Annotated in this window: 18 protein-coding genes; 8 read left to right on the forward strand and 10 right to left on the reverse strand. The window is 45.7% G+C overall.

Annotated features, from left to right (window positions below; genetic code table 11):
- Nucleotides 1-104: 104 nt before the first annotated feature.
- The 3 genes from gcvP to L3V30_RS15990 all read right to left on the reverse strand — a co-directional run bounded on the left by gcvP (nucleotide 105) and on the right by L3V30_RS15990 (nucleotide 4,828).
- Nucleotides 105-2,969, reverse strand: coding sequence for an aminomethyl-transferring glycine dehydrogenase (gcvP, locus tag L3V30_RS15980; protein ID WP_237309288.1), 2,865 nt, complete (start codon nucleotides 2,967-2,969; stop codon nucleotides 105-107).
- A gap of 128 nt (nucleotides 2,970-3,097) precedes the next feature.
- Nucleotides 3,098-3,478, reverse strand: a complete 381-nt coding sequence (gene gcvH, locus L3V30_RS15985; protein WP_046876056.1) for a glycine cleavage system protein GcvH — start codon at nucleotides 3,476-3,478, stop codon at nucleotides 3,098-3,100.
- 54 nt (nucleotides 3,479-3,532) lie between these two features.
- On the reverse strand, nucleotides 3,533-4,828 hold the full coding sequence (locus L3V30_RS15990; protein WP_005395177.1) for a serine hydroxymethyltransferase: 1,296 nt from the start codon (nucleotides 4,826-4,828) through the stop codon (nucleotides 3,533-3,535).
- 377 nt (nucleotides 4,829-5,205) lie between these two features.
- Between L3V30_RS15990 and L3V30_RS15995 the strand changes: the two genes are divergently transcribed.
- Both L3V30_RS15995 and gcvT read left to right on the forward strand, forming a co-directional pair.
- Nucleotides 5,206-5,829, forward strand: coding sequence for an XRE family transcriptional regulator (locus L3V30_RS15995; protein ID WP_237309289.1), 624 nt, complete (start codon nucleotides 5,206-5,208; stop codon nucleotides 5,827-5,829).
- A 260-nt stretch (nucleotides 5,830-6,089) separates the two neighbouring features.
- Nucleotides 6,090-7,208: a glycine cleavage system aminomethyltransferase GcvT gene (gcvT, locus tag L3V30_RS16000; protein ID WP_167427466.1), complete on the forward strand. Its 1,119-nt coding sequence runs from the start codon at nucleotides 6,090-6,092 to the stop codon at nucleotides 7,206-7,208.
- A 133-nt stretch (nucleotides 7,209-7,341) separates the two neighbouring features.
- Here gcvT and vdeR read toward each other — a convergent pair whose 3' ends face one another.
- Nucleotides 7,342-8,070 (reverse strand): efflux transporter transcriptional repressor VdeR, encoded by a 729-nt coding sequence (gene vdeR / locus L3V30_RS16005; protein WP_006742273.1) that lies wholly within the window; start codon nucleotides 8,068-8,070, stop codon nucleotides 7,342-7,344.
- A 161-nt stretch (nucleotides 8,071-8,231) separates the two neighbouring features.
- Here vdeR and L3V30_RS16010 point away from each other — a divergent pair, with 161 nt between their 5' ends.
- From L3V30_RS16010 to L3V30_RS16025, 4 genes are all read left to right on the forward strand, one after another.
- Entirely contained in the window at nucleotides 8,232-9,305 is a 1,074-nt protein-coding gene (locus tag L3V30_RS16010; RefSeq protein WP_074190630.1) for an efflux RND transporter periplasmic adaptor subunit, read from the forward strand.
- A complete protein-coding gene (locus L3V30_RS16015; protein ID WP_048625001.1) occupies nucleotides 9,305-10,366 on the forward strand; it encodes an efflux RND transporter periplasmic adaptor subunit in 1,062 nt (353 codons plus the stop codon). The genes L3V30_RS16010 and L3V30_RS16015 overlap by 1 nt, the downstream gene beginning before the upstream one ends.
- The gene (locus tag L3V30_RS16020; RefSeq protein WP_237309290.1) at nucleotides 10,366-13,425 is read left to right on the forward strand and encodes an efflux RND transporter permease subunit; all 3,060 of its coding nucleotides are present in this window, start codon (nucleotides 10,366-10,368) and stop codon (nucleotides 13,423-13,425) included. The genes L3V30_RS16015 and L3V30_RS16020 overlap by 1 nt, the downstream gene beginning before the upstream one ends.
- A gap of 175 nt (nucleotides 13,426-13,600) precedes the next feature.
- Nucleotides 13,601-14,314, forward strand: coding sequence for a hypothetical protein (locus L3V30_RS16025; protein WP_046876062.1), 714 nt, complete (start codon nucleotides 13,601-13,603; stop codon nucleotides 14,312-14,314).
- Between the two features lie 82 nt (nucleotides 14,315-14,396).
- On the opposite strand, the gene fruA is transcribed toward L3V30_RS16025, so the two are convergent.
- From fruA to fruB, 3 genes are read right to left on the reverse strand one after another with little or no spacing between them, the layout of a single operon-like run.
- Nucleotides 14,397-16,136: a PTS fructose transporter subunit IIBC gene (gene fruA / locus L3V30_RS16030; RefSeq protein ID WP_237309291.1), complete on the reverse strand. Its 1,740-nt coding sequence runs from the start codon at nucleotides 16,134-16,136 to the stop codon at nucleotides 14,397-14,399.
- Nucleotides 16,137-16,154: 18 nt separating this feature from the next.
- Nucleotides 16,155-17,126 (reverse strand): 1-phosphofructokinase, encoded by a 972-nt coding sequence (gene pfkB, locus L3V30_RS16035; protein WP_237309292.1) that lies wholly within the window; start codon nucleotides 17,124-17,126, stop codon nucleotides 16,155-16,157.
- A 9-nt stretch (nucleotides 17,127-17,135) separates the two neighbouring features.
- Nucleotides 17,136-18,269 (reverse strand): fused PTS fructose transporter subunit IIA/HPr protein, encoded by a 1,134-nt coding sequence (gene fruB / locus L3V30_RS16040; RefSeq protein WP_237309293.1) that lies wholly within the window; start codon nucleotides 18,267-18,269, stop codon nucleotides 17,136-17,138.
- Between the two features lie 374 nt (nucleotides 18,270-18,643).
- Between fruB and cra the strand changes: the two genes are divergently transcribed.
- The gene (cra, locus tag L3V30_RS16045; protein ID WP_005397989.1) at nucleotides 18,644-19,624 is read left to right on the forward strand and encodes a catabolite repressor/activator; all 981 of its coding nucleotides are present in this window, start codon (nucleotides 18,644-18,646) and stop codon (nucleotides 19,622-19,624) included.
- A 9-nt stretch (nucleotides 19,625-19,633) separates the two neighbouring features.
- Here the strand turns inward: cra and L3V30_RS16050 are convergent, their stop codons facing one another.
- Nucleotides 19,634-20,587, reverse strand: a complete 954-nt coding sequence (locus L3V30_RS16050) for an endonuclease/exonuclease/phosphatase family protein (protein WP_237309294.1) — start codon at nucleotides 20,585-20,587, stop codon at nucleotides 19,634-19,636.
- 226 nt (nucleotides 20,588-20,813) lie between these two features.
- Here L3V30_RS16050 and L3V30_RS16055 point away from each other — a divergent pair, with 226 nt between their 5' ends.
- Nucleotides 20,814-21,347 carry an RNA-binding S4 domain-containing protein gene (locus L3V30_RS16055; RefSeq protein ID WP_006742263.1) on the forward strand — a complete coding sequence of 178 codons (534 nt, stop codon included), beginning with the start codon at nucleotides 20,814-20,816 and terminating at the stop codon, nucleotides 21,345-21,347.
- A 103-nt stretch (nucleotides 21,348-21,450) separates the two neighbouring features.
- Here the strand turns inward: L3V30_RS16055 and L3V30_RS16060 are convergent, their stop codons facing one another.
- Both L3V30_RS16060 and L3V30_RS16065 read right to left on the reverse strand, forming a co-directional pair.
- Nucleotides 21,451-22,269 (reverse strand): EAL domain-containing protein, encoded by an 819-nt coding sequence (locus tag L3V30_RS16060; RefSeq protein WP_005397994.1) that lies wholly within the window; start codon nucleotides 22,267-22,269, stop codon nucleotides 21,451-21,453.
- A gap of 92 nt (nucleotides 22,270-22,361) precedes the next feature.
- A complete protein-coding gene (locus L3V30_RS16065; RefSeq protein ID WP_237309295.1) occupies nucleotides 22,362-23,282 on the reverse strand; it encodes an amino acid ABC transporter permease in 921 nt (306 codons plus the stop codon).
- Nucleotides 23,283-23,291 lie beyond the last annotated feature (9 nt).

Consider the following 23,291-nt stretch of genomic DNA (forward strand, 5'->3'; position numbering starts at 1 on the left):
AGCCATCATTCCTCTACGATGTATCAACAAATGTTAGGGCGGCACACCAAAAACAAAAAGGCGAACCAAACGGTTCGCCTTTGTCGATTTAGAGACTACAAAAATTAATCTTCGTAGTTATCGATGCTTGGGCATGAACAGATTAGGTTACGGTCGCCGTATACGTTATCTACGCGGTTTACTGTTGGCCAGTACTTCCAAGATTTGGTCGCTTTAGAAGGGAAGCAACCAAGCTCGCGAGAGTAAGGACGGTCCCACTCTTCAGCAGAAAGGTCAACTTGCGTGTGTGGTGCGTTAACAAGTGGGTTGTTATCCAGTGGCCATTCACCGTTTTTCACTTTTTCCATTTCTTCGCGGATAGCGATCATCGCATCACAGAAGCGGTCTAGCTCTTCTAGATCTTCCGATTCCGTTGGCTCAACCATTAGCGTGCCCGCTACAGGGAACGACATAGTTGGTGCGTGGAAACCGTAGTCCATTAGACGCTTCGCAATGTCTTCTTCGCTGATGCCTGTTTCTTCTTTCAGTGGACGAATGTCGATAATACATTCGTGCGCTACACGACCATTTTTGCCACGATAAAGAACAGGGTAGTGTTGGCGAAGTGTTTCCATCACGTAGTTTGCGTTCAGAATTGCTACTTTTGTTGCATCTGTTAGGCCTGCTTCGCCCATCATTGCGATGTAAGCCCAAGAGATAGGTAGGATAGAAGCGCTACCCATATCTGCTGCTGATACTGCAAAATCTTCGCCTTCTACGCCGTCTTCAATATGGCCAGGTAGGAAAGGCGCTAGGTGAGATTTCACACCGATAGGACCCATACCCGGACCGCCACCACCATGTGGGATACAGAAGGTTTTGTGTAGGTTTAGGTGAGAAACGTCTGAACCGATGAAGCCTGGTGATGTTAGACCAACCTGCGCGTTCATATTAGCGCCGTCTAGGTAAACCTGACCGCCAGCGGCATGAACCATTTCACACACTTCTTTCACTTTCTCTTCGTAAACGCCGTGCGTAGAAGGGTAAGTGATCATAATGCTTGATAGGTTGTCTTTGTGCTTCTCGATTTTCGCTGCTAGGTCGTCGATGTCGATGTTGCCTTCTTCATCACACTTAACAACCACAACTTTCATTGACACCATAGACGCCGTCGCAGGGTTTGTACCGTGCGCAGAGCTCGGGATCAAACATACGTTGCGGTGACCTTCGCCACGGCTTTCGTGGTAGCGTTGAATCGCGATAAGACCTGCGTACTCACCAGATGCACCAGAGTTTGGCTGAAGTGAGAATGCGTCGTAGCCTGTGATCTCACAAAGCTTCTCTTTTAGATCTTTCGCTAGTGCTGCATAGCCTGCCGCTTGTTCTGCTGGCGCGAATGGGTGGATAGAACCAAACTCAGGCCAAGTGATTGGGATCATCTCTGCTGCTGCGTTCAGCTTCATCGTACAGCTGCCTAGTGGGATCATGCCGTGCGTTAGCGAGAAGTCTTTGTTCTCTAGCTGTTTCAGGTAACGCATCATTTGCGTTTCGCTATGGTGCGTATTGAATACAGGGTGAGTCAGGTATTCTGTTGTGCGGCGTAGCGCTTCTGGAATTGCCGCAAACTCGTTGCCTGCGATTTCCGTCGATAGTGCTGCTACGTCTTCTTTTACACCAAAGACTGCAAATAGTGCTTCTACATCAGCGACCGTGGTTGTTTCGTCACAGCTAATACCTAGCTTGCCAGGTAGTAGACGTAGGTTGATGTCTGCTGAAAGTGCTTTTGCGTAAAGCTCTTCTGTTTTTGAACCTGTGTTGATGGTGATGGTATCGAAGAAGCTGTTATGAGCAAGTTCAAAGCCGCCTTTGGTTAGGCCAGCGGCGATAATCGCAGTCATATGGTGTGTACGGCGAGCAATAGTGCGTAGACCTTCTGCGCCGTGGTAAACCGCGTAGAAAGATGCCATGTTCGCTAGCAATGCTTGAGCGGTACAGATGTTCGATGTCGCTTTTTCGCGGCGGATATGCTGCTCACGAGTTTGCATTGCCATGCGCAGTGCTTGGTTACCGTTAGTATCGATAGAAACACCGATCACACGACCTGGCATGGTACGCTTGTGTTTGTCACGCGTTGCCATGAATGCCGCGTGTGGACCGCCGTAACCCATAGGAACGCCAAAACGTTGTGCAGAACCGATTGCTACGTCTGCGCCCATTTCACCAGCAGGTTTCAATAGGGTAGAAGCAAGCAGGTCAGTCGCAACAGTGACAAGCGTTTTGTTTGCTTGCGCTTTTGCGATGATGTCCGTTAGGTCACGAACTTCACCTGTTGTGCTTGGGTATTGAACTAATGCGCCGAACACGTCTTGCTCTGGTAGGGATTCTAGCGAACCAACCAGAACTTCAAAGCCGATGAATTTTGCACGAGTTTTTACTACTTCTAGCGTTTGTGGGTGAACATCGTCAGCCACAAAGAATACGTTGCTCTTGCTCTTACCTGCGCGCTTACACAGAGTCATTGCTTCTGCTGCCGCTGTTGCTTCGTCTAGCAATGAGGCGTTCGCGATTTCCATACCAGTTAGGTCGATGATCATTTGTTGGAAGTTTAAAAGGGCTTCCAAGCGACCTTGAGAAATTTCAGGTTGGTAAGGTGTGTAAGCGGTATACCAGCCAGGGTTTTCTAGCACGTTACGTAGAATGACGTTTGGAGTAAACGTGTTGTAGTAGCCCTGGCCAATGAATGTACGTTTAATTTGGTTTTGTTTAGCAAACTGCTTCATCGTCACTAGCATGTCTGCTTCGCTTTTCGCTTCTGCCAACGTCATTGGTTGTTCTAGGCGAATTTGTGCAGGCACGGTTTCTTCGATGAGGGCGTCAAGGCTTACCGCGTTGATGGCATCCAACATTTTTTGTTGGTCTGATTTGCTTGGTCCGTTGTGGCGTCCAACGAACTCATTTTGTGTGCTGAGGCTTTGAAGTAATTCAGTCATTGTCCTTTACCTACTCCTTGGCTCGGGTAACGGAAATGGTCTTTAGTGACACATTTAATTATACGTCCGAACCTAGAAAAAAAGCTGCTCTCTAAACAGGCTAGGGAACAGCTTTCGTCACATCCTAATTACTCTTCTTCGATAGAGTTTAGGTATTCTTCCGCGTCTTTTAAGTCATCCAACTCAGATGGGTTTGAAAGCTTCACTTTCACAATCCAACCACCTTCGTACGGTTCTTCGTTGATTAGCTCTGGGCTGTCTTCTAGTTCTTCGTTGATTTCTACGATTTCACCGGTAACAGGAGAGTAGATATCTGACGCTGCTTTTACAGACTCAACCAAAGAGAAGCTTTCACCTGCTTCTACTTCATCTTCTACGTCTGGTAGGTCAACGAATACTACGTCACCCAACATTTCTTGCGCATGCTCAGAAATACCAAGTGTTACTGTGCCGTCACCGTTGTCACGTACCCACTCGTGGCTATCTGTAAACTTCAGTGTTTTGTCCATTGCTTAATCTCCAAATAACTTGTCAGGAATTATTGTGATTTTTAAAAAAATCGTTTATTGGTAAAGAGGGAAGCGACTGCAAAGTTCTTTTACTTCTTTGCGAACGCGTTTTTCAACGTCTGCGTCACCTTCTGGGTTGTTCACCAAACCATCCAGCACGTCACCAATCCAATTACCGATGAGTTTGAATTCTTCAGCGCCAAAGCCGCGGCTTGTACCCGCAGGCGTTCCTAAACGGATGCCCGATGTAATCATAGGCTTCTCTGTATCGAATGGGATGCCATTTTTATTACATGTGATCCCAGCACGTTCTAGAGCTTCTTCTGCTTTGTTGCCTTTCAAGCCTTTAGGGCGAAGGTCAACCAGCATTAGGTGCGTGTCTGTGCCACCAGTTACGATGTCGCAACCGCGAGTTTGCAATACTTCCGCTAGGACTTTTGCGTTATTGATCACCGAATCAATATAAGTTTTAAATTCAGGGCCAAGTGCTTCTCCAAATGCAACCGCTTTTGCTGCGATAACGTGCATCAGTGGGCCGCCTTGTAGGCCAGGGAATACGGCGGAGTTGATTTTCTTAATGATGTCTTCGTGGTTAGTCAGGATCATACCGCCGCGAGGGCCACGCAATGTTTTGTGTGTTGTGGTTGTCACAACATGCGCATGTGGCAATGGGCTAGGGTGTGCACCTGTTGCGATAAGGCCAGCAATGTGCGCCATATCGACCATAAGAATTGCGCCAACTTCGTCAGCGATTTCACGGAACTTAGCAAAATCGATAACGCGTGGAATAGCACTGCCACCTGCGATGATCATCTTTGGTTTGTGTTCTACTGCAAGTGCACGAACGTCGTCGTAGTTGATTTCCAGTGTTTCGCGATCAACGCCGTATTGAACTGCGTTAAACCATTTACCAGAAAGTGCTGGGCGTGCACCGTGTGTTAGGTGGCCACCAGCGTCCAAAGACATGCCAAGAATGGTGTCGCCTGGTTGAAGAAGAGCCAGTTTCACCGCACCATTTGCTTGAGCGCCTGAGTGAGGTTGAACGTTTGCGTATTCGCAATTAAAAAGTTTTTTCGCACGTTCGATGGCAATGGCTTCCACTGTATCTACGTGCTCACAACCACCGTAGTAACGACGACCTGGATAACCTTCAGCGTATTTGTTTGTTAGGCATGTGCCTTGAGCTTGCATTACCGCTTTAGAAACAATGTTCTCAGAAGCGATAAGTTCGATTTGTTCGTTTTGGCGAGCGGATTCCGCCTGAATTCCAGCAAAGACAGCATCATCTGTCGCAGAGAGGTTGGTAGAGAAAAAGTTTTCCAAGCTGTGGTTAGGGTAACTCTTATTCATGGTAGTTGACCTTCCAAATCTTAAAATGAACCCGCAATAGATGAATTATGATTTGCGGTTGTGGTTCATTTGTCCTCAAAACAGCTGAACTGCATAGCAGAACAGAGTGAACATCCGGCCCTAAATGTGGGCAAAAACTCCGTCGGATTGCGTGTTTCCTTTACCAATCTCTTACGGAAATATGCATCTCTACATCTAACAAGTTGGTAACATAGCGCCTGCAGCGGGAACAATCAACCAAAAATTTCCTATAGGAAACAAGATTTCAAAAATTGTTAACAAGAGCACGGTTTAATTCACTTGGTGGACTTTTATCCACTATGTGCTTCATGCACAATGCTAATAGGACAAAAATAAGGATATCTATAGAGGGATTTATGGCAGAAAGTATTTACGATGAATACCCATCGATGACGTTAGCGAAAGAGCAAAATGATCAAAATATCGAGCCATTAAAGCTGGGTCAGCGTATCAAGGATATCCGCTCAAAACTTGGTATTACACTAGAAGAAGCCAGTCAGCGAACAGGGCTTGCTCGTTCTACACTGAGTAAAATAGAAAATGAGCAGATTTCTCCGACATTTCAAGCAATGCAAAAATTGGCGCTTGGCTTACAAATTGATATTCCGCAACTCTTTGAGCCACCTAGAAAAAAGGTTGCGACAGGGCGTAGGGATGTTACCAAGAAGAATGAAGGCAAACCACACCCAACGCAAACCTATGAACATGAACTGCTCGCTACTCAACTTTCCAATAAGAAAATGATGCCGTTTAAGAGCCAAATTCGTGCTCGCAGTTTTGATGAATACAAAGACTGGGTTCGTCATGATGGCGAAGAATTTCTGCTTATCTTATCTGGTGAGGTCATGTTCTATTCTGAGTTCTACGAACCTGTGGTTCTAAGCGAGGGCGACAGCGTCTATTACGATGCGAACATGGGACATATGTTGACCAGTGTTAGCGAGGAAGATGCGCACATTTTGTGGGTGACAGCCAAATAGTGATAAATAATTGTAAATTTCCTATAGTGAAAGCAAACGATTGCTGTCGGTGGTCGTTATGATGAAAAGGCGCTTTTTTGATGAGAACACACTCATTAAAGCGCTTTTTTTGTACGATTTGTTGTGATTAAAATGTTAAGAGTCACACTTTTGCAAGTCGATCTACGTCTTGTTCGTGCAAAATAGAATGAGCCGTGTTTATTATTGGAAACACATCGAATGCCGATAGCATTCTCGGGTCTATCTAAATGGAGACGAAAATGACTCAAGAACTACTGAAAACACCACTACACGCACTTCACGTTGAAGTTGGTGCCAAAATGGTCCCGTTCGCGGGTTACGATATGCCTGTTCAGTATCCTCTAGGCGTAAAAAAGGAACACTTACACACTCGTGATGCGGCAGGTCTGTTTGATGTTTCTCATATGGGACAACTTCGCCTAATTGGTGACGGTGCAGCTGCGTTCCTAGAAACATTAGTGCCAGTAGATATTGTGGATCTTGAGTCTGGTAAACAGCGTTATGCGTTCTTCACTAATGAAGAGGGCGGCATCATGGATGACTTGATGGTAGCGAACCTAGGCGATCATCTTTTTGTGGTTGTGAACGCGGCATGCAAAGAACAAGACATTGCACACCTACAATCGCATTTGCCATCTGGTGTTGAGTTAGAAATTATTGAAGACCGTGCTCTGCTTGCGATCCAAGGCCCTAAAGCGGCAGCTGTATTGGCGCGTTTTGCCCCAGAAGTTTCTGACATGCTGTTCATGGATATTCGTAAAGTCGATATTTTAGGCGCCGAATGCATTGTTTCTCGTAGTGGCTACACTGGCGAAGATGGTTACGAGATCTCGGTTCCTGCTGACAAGGCAGAAGAACTAGCACGTAAACTGACCGCAGAAGAGGAAGTTGAATGGATTGGCCTTGGTGCTCGTGATTCACTTCGTCTTGAGTGTGGTCTTTGCCTATACGGTCATGACTTAGATACAACAACTACGCCTGTAGAAGCGAGCTTGTTATGGGGCATCCAAAAGGTTCGTCGTATCGGCGGTGAACGTGAAGGTGGTTTCCCAGGTGCGGATATTATTCTTAAGCAGATCGAGACCAAAGATGTGGCGCGCAAGCGTGTCGGTTTAGTTGGCCAAACTAAAGCACCAGTACGTGAAGGCGCGGAATTGTTTGATGCTGATGGCGTTAAAATTGGCGTTGTCACCAGCGGCACTGCGGGTCCAAATGCAGGTAAGCCTGTCTCAATGGGTTATGTGCGTGCTGATCTTGCTGCGATTGGTACCGAATTGTTCGCTGAAGTACGCGGTAAAATGCTACCAATGACGGTTGAGAAAATGCCGTTTGTACCGCAACGTTACTACCGCGGTTAGGTTACTCATTATTGTCATTCTTCGCGTATTCGCGAGGCAAGAAACAAGCAAAAATGCCGAGCTTTCTAGCTCGGCATTTTTATGTATATCGGTTTTATTTATACGCTTGGAAGTTATCGTAGTTTCTGCAGCCTTATCCGACCGCTTTGTCGATTGTACAACACATGTCGATAACGATATCTTCAAGTTTTTCCGGATGAATCATGTCTTCTTTTGCAATCCCAAACTGAGACGCCATGATCGTATTGAACAACTCCCAATGTTTGATCAGCATTTTTTCGCGATTATCAGCGATGTCAGGCCATGTCTCTTGCATCATCGGAGTAAGACTGATTGCACCATGTGCAAAAATCAACATCTGCCACTTTGATTCCCACTGATCAAATTGGGCATTAGGGTTTTCACTGTTGTACTGCTCAAAAATTCCGGTAAATATCGCAGCAAACTCATCTTTTGACTTTAAGAAATACTGCAGCAGGGCACCATCATCGCCTTGGCGAATAGCATCAGCGATCATCTGTACTGGGTGAGGATTAACGAGCGCAAATGCCAGCATGCGAACCATGAACAGATAAATTTTTCTATTCGAAGGTGTGTTCTCAGGCATCTCATTGATTAATTCAGCCATATAGCACTGCATGAATTCATCCATCGCGTCGCTAACCGCTTGCCAAATCTTCTCTTTGCTGCCGAAGTGGTGACGGATCAAACTATGTGAAACACCAGCCTTTTCACTGATATTGCGCAGTGAGACACGCTCGTAACCAAGTTCACAAAACATATCTGCTGCCACCTTAAGGATCAGACACTTAGTTTGTTCTGCGGCTTCAGCACTTCTACGCCCCTGCTTTCTTTCATTCATAGTTCGAATTTTCCCGAATATTAATCAACGCGCTTACTTTTACCAGAAACCGGACGCTTTGACTAATTAATTTGCTTTCCACCTGGAAAATATGTTGATCAATTTCAAATTCTGCATATACTGCACGGCTGTGTAATATATAAAACCTACGGAGAAAGCGGGTGCGAAAACAATATTTAAAGCGCACTTTAGTTGGTGCTGTGGTGACATTAAGTCTCTCTGGCATGCTAACTGGGTGTAACAAAGCCATTTCCGAGCCGTCTGAACCTTTAATCAAACCTGTAAAATTACTGGCGGTGAAAGATCTAGAAGTTGAAGACTCGCATGCCTTTTTAGCGCGTATTGATGCGACACATCGCGCACAGCTTTCTTTTCAGGTTGGTGGTGAGGTCGATGAATTACTTGTTCGCATGGGCCAAGAGGTAAAAAAAGGTGAAGTGCTTGCAACGTTAGACCCTAAAGATCTTCAGCTTGCGTTAGACGCCTCTCAAGCTCAGTTCGCGTTAGCAAAAACGCAATGGGAGCGCGCGAAAAACCTTTATGGAAAAAAGCTGATTAGTACAGATGAGTACGACCAGAAAGAAACTCAATATAAAGCGGCATTGGCAAACTACGAACAAGCCAAAACAGATTTGAGTTATACCAAGATTCACGCACCTTTTGATGGCATCGTGTCATACACCTATGTCAACCCGTTTCAAGTGGTCGCAGAGAAGCAAGAGATCCTGAATCTTATCGATAACACGACCTTAGATGTGTCGTTCACACTGCCAGTCAGTTATGCGGAATCCGTATCACTTGAGTCACTGCAAAACTCCGATATGTGGGTGACGATGGATAGCGAGCCAGGAAAACGTATCCCTGGAAAATTTAAAGAAATTTCGACTCAGCCAAATGTCGATACCAACAGTTATGAGGCGATCGTAACCATTACTCGACCAGAAGATCGCAATTTGCTAACAGGTATGACAGGGCAGGTACACATAGCTAAACAACATCTATCGGACGCGATGACGTTGCCTCAATCCGCTTGGGTAAACAAAAAAGAGACGCAAGGCGAAGTGTGGGTAATGGACAGAAACACACAGCAAGTTAATAAAGTCACTGTGTCTCTTGATGCCTCTGGAGGTGTGAAAGCAGGGCTTGATAACAATGATTACGTTGTTGTTGCTGGCGTTGAGCGACTGGTCGAAGGACAAGTCGTGAAAGCTTGGGTTCGTGAAGGAGGCATTTAATGAAACGATCTCTATTTACGATCTCTGCAATTGCGCTTGCAGTTTTAACGGGTTGCAAAAATGAAAACCAAGCTGTCGTCGAGCAGCCGCTTTTTGTGTCGACTATTTCTGTGGATGCGCCGGTACAAAGCCAATATCGAGCTTTTAAAGGAATAGTTGTACCAGCAGAGCAAACACCTATGGCATTCCGCCGCGCGGGAGAAATTCAACACGTGTTGGTGAAAGCGGGCGACGTTGTTAAGCAAGGCCAAATGATCGCAAAGTTGGATGACAGTAAAGAAAAGCAAGCCGTAAATGACGCAGAAGCGCAATATACACTGGCGATTCGTCAGCTCAAACGCGGCGAAGACCTACACGCACGTCAGATGATCTCAAAGGCCGAGCTTGATGAGCTAACGGCTAATAAAGAGTTGGCAGAGGCTAATTTCTATAACGCCACCAATCAATTGAACTACACCCGTTTATTTGCCCCGTTCGCCGGTAAAGTGTCTGACGTTTTTAAAGAGCGTTTTGAACGTGTGGCAGTTGGGGAGCCGGTGTTGAACCTATATCAAAACGATTTGGTGTACGTGCGTATTGAGCTTTCCGACAATGTTCTCGCTATGGTGGACCCAAATTCAGACAACATGAGTTACAAGCCTAGAGCAACCTTCTCCGGCATTAGTGACACATTTGCTTTGGACTATTTAGAGCACACAAGTGAGCCTAACTCCGAAACTCAAACTTACGAAATGTATTTGACGATGCCACAGCCAAAAGCAGAGATTCTACCGGGAACCAGCGTCAGTGTTCTGGTCGATATGGTTAAGGCGGGGATTACCTCCATCGATGGTTACAGTATTCCAGTAACGGCGCTTCAAGCGGGCAGTGAAGAGAATGAGTTCTTTGTATGGAAAAAAGAGGGTGACGTTGTCACTCGGGTGCCAGTGATGATTTCCCAAGTGAATGGCAACGGAGCCATTGTGTCGTCAGGAGTTAAGCAAGGCGACGTTCTGATTAATTCAAACCTACGTAAATTACGTGAAGGTAAACATGTGGATGTTGTGGAGAATAAACAATAATGAACATTGCTGAGTACTCAATAAAAAATAAAGTCATCAGCTGGTTGTTCATTATTATCCTTGCTGTTGGTGGTCTAACGTCGTTTTTGGAGCTTGGACGACTAGAAGACCCGGCATTTACGATTAAAGATGCCATGATCATTTCAACATACCCTGGCGCGACGTCGAAAGAGGTTGAAGAAGAGCTGACGTATCCTTTAGAAAAAGAGATTCGAAAACTCCCTTACATAGACAAAATTACCTCTACGTCTTCTGATGGTATGTCTCAAATCACGGTCAGTATGGAAATGGACTATGGTCCTGATGAACTGCCGCAAATTTGGGATGAAATGCGCCGTAAAATTAATGACTTGCGACCAACTTTGCCTCAGGGCGTACAATCTTTGCAGATCATTGATGATTTCGGTGACGTTTATGGCGTGATGCTGATGCTCACTGGCGATGACTACGATTATGTCGAGCTAAAACGCTATGCTGATTACCTGACTCGTGAAATCGAGCTGGTTGATGGCGTAGGAAAAGTGGATATCACGGGCGATCAGCAAGAAATGCTGTTTGTTGAGATCTCTCTTGACCGCCTTGCCGCGCTGAACTTAGACATGAATGTGGTTGCGAGCTTGTTGAACCAACAAAATAATGTGGTTTCAGCAGGGGAAGTGATGGTCAATGGCGAAAGCCTTGTCATTCGTCCAAGTGGTACCTTAAACACCGTAGAAGCGCTAGAAAACTTGATCATTCATGGTCGTGACACTGGGAACCTAATTCGTCTAAAAGATGTAGCAACGATTTCTCGTGGTATCCAAGAGAAGCCAAGCAACGTCGTACTCTTTAACGGTCAAAAAGCAATTAATATCGGTATCTCGTTTGCGTCAGGTGTGAACGTGGTTGAGGTTGGCGAACGTTTGGATGCGGAGCTTGCGAGCCTTGAGTCGATCAAGCCTGCTGGCATCGATATGAACTACTTTTACAACCAAGCCAATGAAGTGGATGAGTCCGTTAAAGCGTTTGTGATTAGCCTAGCAGAGGCTGTGGCGATCGTTATCATCGTTCTGCTGTTTACGATGGGATTACGCAGTGGTGTCATCATTGGCGTCGTGCTGTTATTGACGGTGTTCGGTACCTTCATCTTGATGAACTACAACAATATCGAGCTGCACCGTATTTCTCTTGGCGCGTTAATTATTGCTCTGGGTATGCTGGTTGATAACGCGATTGTGGTCGTGGAAGGCATCTTGGTTGGCCTAAAAAAAGGGCGCACTAAAGTTCAAGCGGCCGTCGATATTGTAAAGCAAACACAGTGGCCTTTGCTTGGCGCAACCATCATTGCGATTACGGCTTTTGCACCTATCGGTTTGTCGCAAGATGCAACGGGTGAGTTCATGGGCTCTCTATTCTGGGTGCTGTGTTTCTCACTATTTTTGAGCTGGATTACCGCTATTACGCTGACGCCATTCCTCGCAGATCTATTGTTGAAAGAAGAGGGCAAGGGCCAAAATACCAACGAAGAAGATCCCTATAAAGGTTGGCTGTTTGTTGTATTTGGCGCATCGCTGAAATTCGCACTGCGATTCCGTTGGCTCACGGTTGCTGGCATGGTCGCGCTATTAGTGGGTGCTGTCTTGGCATTTGGTAATGTAAAACAGCAGTTCTTCCCACCATCGAACACGCCGATGTTTTACGTTGATATGTGGATGCCAGAAGGTACGGACATCCGCGAAACGATCAAAAAAGCCGAAGAAGTGGAAAGCTACATTCGTCAGCAAGACGATATTGACTTTGTTTCTGCTTCAATTGGGCAGGGTTTGCAGCGTTTCGCTCTGACTTACCAGCCAGAGAAAAGCTACGAAGCGTACGCCCAGTTCCAAGTTCGCGCCACTGATCGTGAGAGCATGTTCGGTTTGTTGCACAAGTTAGACGCTAACCTTGCGAAGACGTTTGATGCACCGACATTTCAATTTAAATTGATGGAATTTGGCCCTTCACCAGCGTCTAAGATCGAAGCGCGTATTACTGGTCCCGATCCGCAAGTTTTACGTGATTTAGCAGTGCAAGTTGAAGACATCCTTCATACCGACCCTGGTGCCCGAAACATTCGTCACGATTGGCGAGAGCGTACTAAGGAGCTTGTGCCTGTTTTCAATGAGTCTAAAGCTCGTCGCTTGGGCATTTCGAAAGAAGATCTTTCAAGCACACTACAAATGGCGTTTGGTGGTAGCACGTTGGGTTACTTACGTGATGGTACACACACTTTGCCAATTATGACGCGCCTTCCTGAAGAAGAACGCGTGGACTTTGAATCACTACAAAACGTGACCATTTGGAGCCCATCACTGCAAACGTATATTCCGGTCGACCAAGTGATTGATGGCGTTAAATTGGATTGGAGCGAGCCGCTAATTCAGCGTCGTGACCGCAAGCGCACGTTAACTGTGCTCGCTGACCACGATGTGTTGAGCGACGACACGGCGGCAAGCTTGTTTGTGCGTGTGCAGCCTAAAGTGATGGCACTGCATATTCCAGAAGGTTACGAAATCACATGGGGTGGTGAGTATGAATCATCGAAAGATGCGCAAGAAGGTCTGTTTGGTTCGTTGCCGATGGGTTACTTGTTGATGTTCATCATTACTATTTTGTTGTTTAACTCAATTAAAAAGCCGTTGGTCATTTGGTTCACCGTGCCGTTGGCGATCATTGGTGTTGCCTTTGGTTTGCTTACCATGAATATGCCGTTCAGCTTTACAGCATTCCTTGGTTTGCTGAGCCTAAGTGGGATGATTTTGAAAAACGGTATTGTGTTGCTTGATCAAATTAACCTTGAGTTGGAATCAGGGAAAGAGCCTTACCTCGCGATTGTCGATAGTGCGATCAGTCGTGTTCGTCCGGTAAGTATGGCTGCTCTGACGACCATCTTGGGGATGATTCCACTCGTCTTCGATGCCTTCTTTGGATCGATGGCAATAACGATTATGGCAGGTCTTGGTTTTGCTACAGTACTGACACTGATTGTAGTGCCAGTGATGTTTGCGATTCTGTTTAGGGTAAAACCGACCACTGCATAGGGACTCCTGGCTATTTGCCAGCTTCCTGCCTAGCCCTGAAGGTTTTCTTCAGGGCTTTTTTGATCTTACCAATGTACACCAACCCATTCATTTACTTGATTCTAATGATTTTCTTACGAATGCAATGCAAATCATGCGTATACTGATGGAACGATACATCAAAGAGCGAGATAACATGAACAAGCGCGTATTACACGGACTCTTCTTCGTCGGTTCTTTCACCTTGGTCGGCTGTACTACGACAGACAGTATGACTACAGAAGAGGCTAAGCAAGCCGTTCCTAAAATCAACAGCGTTAGCACTGAAGTCATCTCCAACTGGATTGATAACAAGGTTTTAGCGCCTGAAGGGCTTTCACTCGAACAAGACAATCTACGTTATATATCGGGTAGCGCCGACTTAAACAGCGATGGCAATGCAGAACACATTGTATTGCTACAAGACCGTTATTTCTGTGGCAGCGGTGGTTGTGCAGCTTATATGTTTGATAACGAGGGGAACGTTATCAATCGAATGTCTGTCACTCGCACGCCTATTGTACTTGCAGATAGTTACAGCAATGGCTGGCAAGATTTCATCGTTTGGAGTAATGGCTCATATCGACTCATGAGTTACAACGGTGAATCTTACCCGAGTAACCCTTCTTTGGAGCCAAAGGTGGATCGTGACTCAAACCAGCAGGCGGCAATTGCGAATGTAATGGCGACAGAGCTTTATCAGCAAGATGGCTATGACATTATGCCCGCTGATTCGAAAACTTTGTGGACGCCGGCCAATGTATACCACTTCACCTTTAAACATTACGGTGATCCGCATAGTACTTATAAAGCTACCGTGGATATGAACAGTGGGGAAGTAGACATTGTTGCCGTTCCGGCTGCGGAATAAAAAACACCTCCCTTAACCGGAATTAAAGGGAGGTGCTGAATGCCAAATTCGAGGGTGGCATTGTTAAGCGGTGTAATTCTGTTTATGCCGCGACTTCTTGTTTGGCTTCTGCTTTTCTTTTTAAGAAAGCGTAAGTAAAGCCAGTTACTGCTGTACCAGCTGCGATAGCCACTAAGTACATTAACACTGGTGAAATGGCGTTAGGGATTAACAGTACGAACAGACCGCCGTGTGGTGCCATTAATTTTGCACCGAACAGCATTGATAGGGCACCAGTAAGCGCGCCACCTGCCATACAAGATGGAATCACACGCATTGGATCTTTCGCGGCAAATGGAATAGCACCTTCAGAGATGAAACACAGGCCCAATACAAATGATGCTTTACCAGCCTCACGTTCATTTTGTTCAAATTTGTTCTTCGCAATGAAGGTCGCTAAACCCATACCTAGCGCAGGAACCATACCAGCAGCCATGATTGCTGCCATTGGCGCGTAAGTTTGCGAAGCCAATAGACCGACGCCAAATGCGTAAGCGGCTTTATTTACTGGGCCACCTAGGTCGAAACACATCATCGCACCAAGGATAATACCTAGCAGAACTGCACTGTCAGATCCCATGTTGTTTAGGAAGTCAGTCAGGCCGTTCATGATGCCTGAAACTGGGCCACCTACGATGTAGATCATCACAAGGCCAGTGAACAGTGTTGCCACAAATGGAATGATCAGAATTGGTTTAAGCGCTTCCATCGATTGTGGGAGTTTTACTTTGTCCGCAAGGAGCTTCGCCGCGTAACCGGCAATGAAGCCAGCTGCGATACCACCAAGGAAACCAGCACCCGTTGAACTTGCTAGCATACCGCCAACAAGACCAGGAGCCAGACCCGGACGGTCAGCAATCGAGAACGCGATGTAACCCGCAAGCACAGGAATCATCAATGCGAATGCAGAGCCACCACCAATGTTCATCAAGGCTGCTGCTAGCGTGCCTTCTTCTTTAAATGCTTCAATACCGAACACGAACGATAGAGCGATGATCAAACCACCAGCGACAACCACAGGCAGCATGTGCGATACCCCTGTCATCAAGTGTTTGTAAGCGCCTTTCTTCTCGTCTGCTGCCGAAGCAGAATTTGCAGAACCTGAATGTTGGTAAATCGTGGCTTGCTCGAATGCTTTGTCCATCTCTTCGGCTGTTTTCTTCAGAGCTGGGCCTGTTTTCGTGCGGTACATCTTTTTGCCGTTGAAGCGGTCAAGTGGAACTTCTATATCTGCAGCAATGATCACTAGATCAGCGTCTGCGATGTCTTGGTCAGTCAGTTGGTTTTTCGCACCAACTGAACCACGAGTTTCCACCTTGATTTGGTGTCCACGGCGTTTGCCTTCTTCTTCTAACGCTTCTGCTGCCATAAAGGTATGCGCAACGCCAGTAGGACAAGCGGTGATTGCGACAATTTTCTTCGCTGCTGATGTTGCTTCAGGAGTGATAGGGGCTGCAAGTGTGGTTGTTTTTTCAAGTAAAGTGGCGTTTTCAACCGCTTGCTGAAGAAACGCAGTTGCGTCTTTTGTTACTTCGCTGATTTCCGCTTGGTAAACCTTTTTCCCTACGAAACGAGAAGTATCCACGCTAGTATTTGCCGCAATGATAATGACTTCTGCTTGTTCAACGTCAGCTTCCGTCAGCAGTGTAGGTTCAACCACATTTGATTGACATTCGATTTTTGCATTCCAGGTTAATTTTGCGGCTGCTTGTTCTAGTAACCCTGCCGCAAGGATGCTATTTGCAACACCGCTCGGGCAGGCAGTAATAATGGCAATATTCATACGATAACCTTCTGTTCCTTAGTTTTGTTCTAAGTTTGTAATAGGGTAAAGCTCGCTAACTTCAGTTTGCTGCTTGATGTTCTCCAGTTCTTCCTGACTGGTTAGCCCTACGCCGACTTGACTAACTGCCAAGGCAGAAAGTGCTGTAGCGAAGCGCAATAAATCGTTTTTCGGCATCAGTTGCATGTGGCCCCAACACAAGCCAGCAACTAGCGTATCGCCTGCGCCAACGGTGCTTACCACATTCATTCGAGGGGGTTGTGCACGAAGCCATTCGCCTTGGTTTAGCCACATCACACCGTCAGCGCCCATCGACACAACAATGTTCTCGATGCCTTTGTCACTCAGTGTTTGCGCGGCGGCTTGGCATTGTTCTGGTGTTTCTAGGTGTTCGCCAACAAAATCACCAAGTTCTTCATCATTAGGCTTAATCAACCATGGGTGAGCCTCAATACCTGATTTCAATGCGGCTTTACTGCTGTCGAACAACACCTTTTTGCCTTGTTGATGCAGTGCTTTTATCCACGCAGCACATTGTTCGGCGGTTACGCCTCCAGGTAAGCTACCTGCAAGCACAAAGTAATCGTGAGTCTTTGCGAGACGGAATAGCGTCTCCTCAAAGCGAGCAATTTCGTCAGCCGTTACTTGAACACCAGGGAAGTTAATGTCACTAACGTTGCCATTAGCCTCAACGAGCTTGACGTTGATACGAGTGGCACCTTGTACTTCTACAAACTCATTCTTGACGCCGATGTCATTGAAAAGCTGATGGAATAGCTCTGGGTTATCTTTACCGAGAAAGCCGGTAACCGTGACATCTGCGCCTAAATCGCTCAACACTTTTGCTACGTTGACACCTTTACCTGCAGCATGGAGATTGCTTTGCTGTACTAGGCTCACGGAACCAACGTTTAGCTCATTTACTGAACCTGTTAAATCCAATGCCGGGTTGAGCGTAATAGTGACAACTTTACTTGTTTTGTTCGTCATATCGGCTCCTTAACCTTCACCAAGGCCAGAAGCGATAGCATTCCCGATAGACTCCAAGGCTTGTGGTGCATCTGGGCCTTCCGCAGTGAATTGAAGTTGATGACCGTGCTTAACGCCAAGCGCAATGACTTTCATTAGGCTCTTCGCGTTTACTGTTTTGCCATCACCGTCTAGGTTGGCAACGCGAATGGTGGATTCAAATTTTTTCGCTTCCGCCACTAACATTGCACCCGGACGAGCATGTAAACCATGAGAGTTTTTGATTTTAAATACAGCGATATTGCCTTCTTCTGAAGATGCGGCTGTGACTTCTTCACCTTTAAACAAAGCGAGAATCTGTTCTACTGATGCATCTAAAAGCTTGCCGTGCTCATTGTTAAACACAATATGAGAAAGCGTTTTTAGGATAGGCTGGTGAGCATTGTTACATGCCGCAAACGCGACAAGTGCACGCACTTTTTGACCTTCATATTCGCAGTCGTTTGCCGTCGAGACAAATGACACGCCTGTGCGAGTGACATGTTTGTCACTGCCAATTAACCAAAGGCCATTACCTAAGTGAGTTGGTGTTTTGGTAACGAGATCTGCGACGAACTCGTTATCAGCACAGCCCGTGTTTTTCAAAAGACCACCAGCAACAGCACTCATTTGTAGCATATCGCTCGCAGGGAACATAAGTTGAATTAAAGAGGCGTCAAAGTCTGCTTCAAGCTGAACATCACCGTGGAGCAGGGCAATAATCTCGTCTTCATTTTTTGCATTACGTAGGCGTTCTTCTACGCCGTCAGCGCCTAGCACTTTCGTTAGCTGTTTAAGAATGCCAAGGTGCTCATCAGATTTAGCTGCAATGCCGATAGCGACGAACACAGTATTGCCATCACCCCAGTCGACACCTTGTGGGAAGTGATGCACAGCAACACCCGTTGTTTTCACCATTGAGCGAGTGTCAGTCGTGCCGTGCGGGATGGCAATACCGTTCCCCAAAAACGTAGAGTTTTGGTTTTCACGGTTTAGCATGCCTTCCACGTAACCGTGCTCAACTAGGCCTTTATCAGTCAGGCTATGAGCAATACTTTTTATTGCTTCAAACTTATCTGTCGCTGATTGCGAGAGGGTAATGTCGTTCTTATTTAGCTTAAGCATGGTGCTTCTCCAGCCTTAAGGTATCAATTTAAAAATGTATTCTGTGTGAGAAGTTGAACGCCGCTTCTGCTGAGCGCTTATCACTCCTCAAACCATTCTATTTTTCAAGCTAAATCGATTCAGCTTATTGGTAAATTTTTTAAAAGACTCAGAAAAACTATTTTAAAAACTGACGTTAACAAACGAGTCTTTGTTGCTGTCCTATAGCCTAGCCTACAAATTAGTTTGTTGTGTATTCAGGTGATTTACGTCAATTTTTAAGTTTTGCTGAATCCTTTCAGCTTTTATACTGAATCGGTTCAGCTTATAATTCAACTTATCGAAAGATCGTTGATGTATTAATATGATCGCGCGCACAGAATAAGGTTTAGAATATGACACTGGATGAAATAGCCAAATTAGCGGGTGTTTCTAAGACAACTGCAAGCTATGTGATTAACGGAAAAGCGCAGAAATACCGCATCAGCGAGAAGACTCAGAAGAAAGTGATGGCCGTTGTAGAAGAATACAATTATAAGCCAGATCATGCGGCGTCTTCTTTGCGAGCAGGTAATTCACGCTCATTTGGGCTTATCATCCCAGACTTAGAAAACACCAGTTATGCGCGTCTTGCAAAACTGATTGAACAAAACTCGCGTAAAGCAGGGTACCAAATTTTAATTGGCTGCTCTGATGATGATCCTGATACAGAGCAAAAGGTGGCGGAAGCGTTAGTTAGTCGTCGCATTGATGCGTTATTTGTGGCAAGTGGTATGCCCACTGCAAACGAGTATTATCTTAAGTTGCAAAACTCGGGTACGCCAGTTATTGCGCTGGACCGTCCAATGGATGATGAGCACTTTTGTTGTGTCATCAGCGAAGATTTTGACGCCGCACTTGAACTCACTCAGTCAGTGCTGTCCGAGGATATAAAGTCCATAGGCTTGATTGGAGCGTTGCAAGACCTTCAAGTTTCAAAAGAGCGTGAGCTCGGTTTTCTATCCGCTTCTCAACAAGGTGGCAAAACGGCAACAGTGGGTTATGGACAACACTTCTCCCGAGAAGAAGGCAAGAAAGTCTTAGAGAGATGGCTAGCAGAGAACGAGCTGCCAGATGCCATTGTCACAACGTCATACACACTGTTAGAAGGTGTGTTGGATGTGATGCTCGAAAAGCCAGAACTCATGAGCAAAGTTCGCCTAGCGACGTTTGGTGATAATCGACTGCTGGACTTCTTGCCAGTGAAAATCAACTCTTTACCTCAACAATTTGAGTTGATCGCGGACAGCGCAATGGAGTTAGCGCTCAACGCTTCCGCCAAACGTTATAAACCGGGTGTTGAGTTGATTCCACGTAAAATTGTTAAACGTCACTAAACAGGTTACTCAAAGCTTTACTTCAGCCGTCAGCGCCACAAATGCGTGGTCGCTGGCGTTTTTATCTCTGTCATAAATCGGGTTGATCAGATGTTGGTTAGACACCTGATAGTCAACAACCTCGGCAACCGATATATCTGATAAGGTGTCAAACTCTTGAGAGAGCAAGATATAGTCGAGCACATTCCCAGTGGAAAAATGATAATGCGTAGCGGGGCGTTCATCCTTCAGAGCGTCACTTTGTAATGACCATCCATCTTTGAGTTGCAATTCAGTGACGCTGTCACCAGTATTAGATACCAATGCGCTATTAACACTGGTTGGAGTGATAGGTTGATTCATATCACCCATTAACACCGTTGGCATTGGCTCCTTTCTATACCTTTTTTGCATCGCGTCTCTTAACATCGCAGCTTCCCAACCTCTTTGCTGGGTGGATAACCAGCGCCCAATAATCGTGCTAGACGTTTCTGGTTGTTCTGAGTCGGCTGGGCGTTGAGATTTTAAGTGCGTTACGTAAACGGCGATATGGCCGAGTACAGGATGTATCACTTGCGCATAGATAGGTTTGCGACTGAACTCTGGAGCAACATTCACTCCAAAAGGCTCAAGCGTTGCTAAGTCAAATTCTACCGCTTGTACTTTTTCGATTGGAAATCGAGATGCGATTGCCACAACAGGGCTTGAGTAAATGTACTCATCCTCTACATGTGGGGTGTCAACGGTTGCAAAGTAGGGGTAGCCGATGGTTGAAAAGAATGCCTGAGTCTTCTCGATACTGAATACTTCTTGTAAACCAATCACGTCGCCTTCCAGTTTTTCAACTTGACGTTGCGTCCAAGCAAGTTTGTCTTGCCATTGCTCTAACGAGTAGATGTTTTCGAAATCATAGTAGGCATCAGGAGGTGCGACAAAATTAAACAAGTTAGCCGTGACAAAGGTAATTCTGCTTGGTTGAGACAAAGTATTCGCTCTTTTCAACAATAACTTGAAGAGTATATACCTTCAGGTTGCGTAATTGCAGCTTCGTTTGAGCTACGCATCGATATACAAGCTAACGAGCGACAAGTTAAATGGGTTAAGAGGTGCTCAAATGCCAAGGCTAATCGGTGATTGAGCATCGGCAGAGGTTTCTATTTTTAAGCATTGCGTTTAAACTTCAGGGCATCAAATAGTAAGAGTAAGTAACATGACCCAAGATTACGACCACGAAGAGTATTTAGAAGGCGAAGAGATTGAGATCGAAGCAATTGGCATCGACGTTGATGCGCATCCGATCGAACTGTACAAGCTTTTTAAAATCGCGAACTTGGTCAGCGGTGGCGGCGAAGCAAAGCATATCATCGAAGAAGGTTACGTCGCGGTGAATGGTGAGCTAGAAACACGTAAGCGCCGCAAGATGTATGATGGTGACTTTTTTGAGTTTAACCAGGAATATTATGTTGTGGTTTGCGATGCGCCGGTAACTGAGCCTGAAACGGCAGAGCAAAAAGCGGAAAAGAAAGCGAAGAAAGAAGCGCAATCTGCACGTAAAGAGAAATCTCGCCAAAGCAAGCCAGCTAAAGCCTCTGGGCCTAAATCAACAGGCCGAAAAGCAGCGCATAAAGAACGTAAAGCGCAACAAAACGCGCTGTCGCAATCGGCGAAGAAAGGTAAGAAAGCTGAAAAGCCGCAAGCGACTCGCGATCCGAAGAGTGGGCGTAACTCTATTGACTTTTTCTAAGCAAATTAATATCTAGCTAGGCAGGTCATCGCCAAGCAAAACCAAAAAGCGCCGAGTATATATCGGCGCTTTTTTGGTTTTACTGTATCGTAAGGGGGCAGTGTCAATGCACTGTCGTTTCAATGTTTAGGCTATCGGTCCAGTGATGAATGGCGCAAGGCTTACCTAAGTAAAAGCCTTGGTAATAATCCAAATCAAGTTGATACATCGCTTGCAGCTGCACGTCTTCTTCTACCCCTTCTATGATCACTTTTGCTCCCATATGAGCCGCGAGCTCAACGGCGCTATGTATGGAAAAGGTTTCTCCGGCGCAGTAATCAAGTAGATAAGAGCGATCGATTTTTATGATGTCTGGGCAGAGCTGCTGAACACGTGCGATATCAGAATGTTGAGCGCCAAAATCATCGATAGCAAAGATAAAGCCATTCGCTCTCATTAACTGCACGGCTTTGATCAGTAAATCAGTATCACCGCAGGACTCTTCGACTACTTCAAACACCACGTCTGATGGGCTCATACCAAGGTCGGAAAGGCGCTTGTAAAGCAGGCCGTTGTCTTTAAAGCCCATGTCTTTGGTTAGGGTGAGTAGGGTTTGAGGCATGACATTGAGAAACAGTTTGATAGGCGTTCCTGCGAAACAGCGTGCAAAATTTCGAATGTGCATTGCTCTGGATAAAAACTCAACACACAATCGAAAGTAGGGATCGAGGCCATTGTTGGCCAGAAATACATCAGGACGAATTAACGAACCATCAATGCCACGAATTCGCAGTAGAGCTTCCATTCCAATAATACGCTGGTGCTTATCAAAAATCGGCTGATAAACACTGTGAAAAGTGAATTGATTGAGAACTACGTAATATTCACCAAGATTATCTTGCTTAATGTATCGCTCGTAGTCCGATTGATTCTTTAACTCCATGAAAAACGCCGAAAATTTAGCATCTTTTCAATGTAACAGGATGCAATTCTGATTTGAAGATTCAAATGTGTCTAATTACATATACAGTTGAGTTAATTTGAAATGGATTCCGATTTTGCTTCAATGTGGCGAAAAATAAGTGACAACCCAAAACAAATCAAAAAGTAAGCAATGCCGACAATGAGCCAAATTTCAAAGATATAGCCTGATGAATTTGCCATTTCGGTCCCAACGAAAGTCATTTCTTGTATCGAGATCAGTGAAACGATAGAGGTGTCTTTCACTAGAGAGATGGTTTGACCGGCAAGTGCTGGGGTGATGGCTTTAAGCACCTGTGGCGCGATAACGAATCGGTACTTCACCCATCGAGACAAGCCCAATGAATCCGCCGCTTCCCACAGTCCTTGGTCGATACTTTGTAAACCTGCACGCACCACTTCTGCAACGTAGGCAGAAGAGAGTAGGCCGACGCATAACACGCCAGAGGCAAGATTTTCCCAAAGGTTATAAGGCCCAAAAAGAAAGCTCTGTAGCGCATTTGGTTCGCCGTTATAGTTTCGTAGAAGATCTTCCAAACCGAGTAACGGGATCAACTGGTTAGAAATGAAAAAGTAAAAAATAAAAACAAAAACCAACGGTGGGATGTTTCTTACCAACTGGATAAATGTGTTTGCAGGTGTGCGCAACCAAACGGAGCGAGAGAAGCGTGCTAAGCCTAACAAAGTGCCAAGCACTAACGCGAAGCTGATGCCCCAAATACTGAGCCTTAACGTCGAAATCAAACCTTGGAAGAAGTAGGGCAAACCACCATCGGCTCTTGGCGTGAAAAGTAATTCAAGCGCCTCTTTCCACTGCCACAAATAATGCACACCAACAGCGGACCGATGGTACAGCCAAACGCCACCAATACCACAGATAATAAGCAGTAACCAATCTAGCGTGTTTAATCGCGATAGAAAGGAACCTTTGTTGGAATTAGTGGATACTGTGCGAGTGGTGGTTTGTTCGCCCAAAAATTTGAC

The sequence above is a fragment of the Vibrio sp. A1-1 genome (assembly GCF_021728175.1).
Taxonomy (GTDB): Bacteria; Pseudomonadota; Gammaproteobacteria; order Enterobacterales; family Vibrionaceae; genus Vibrio; species Vibrio diabolicus.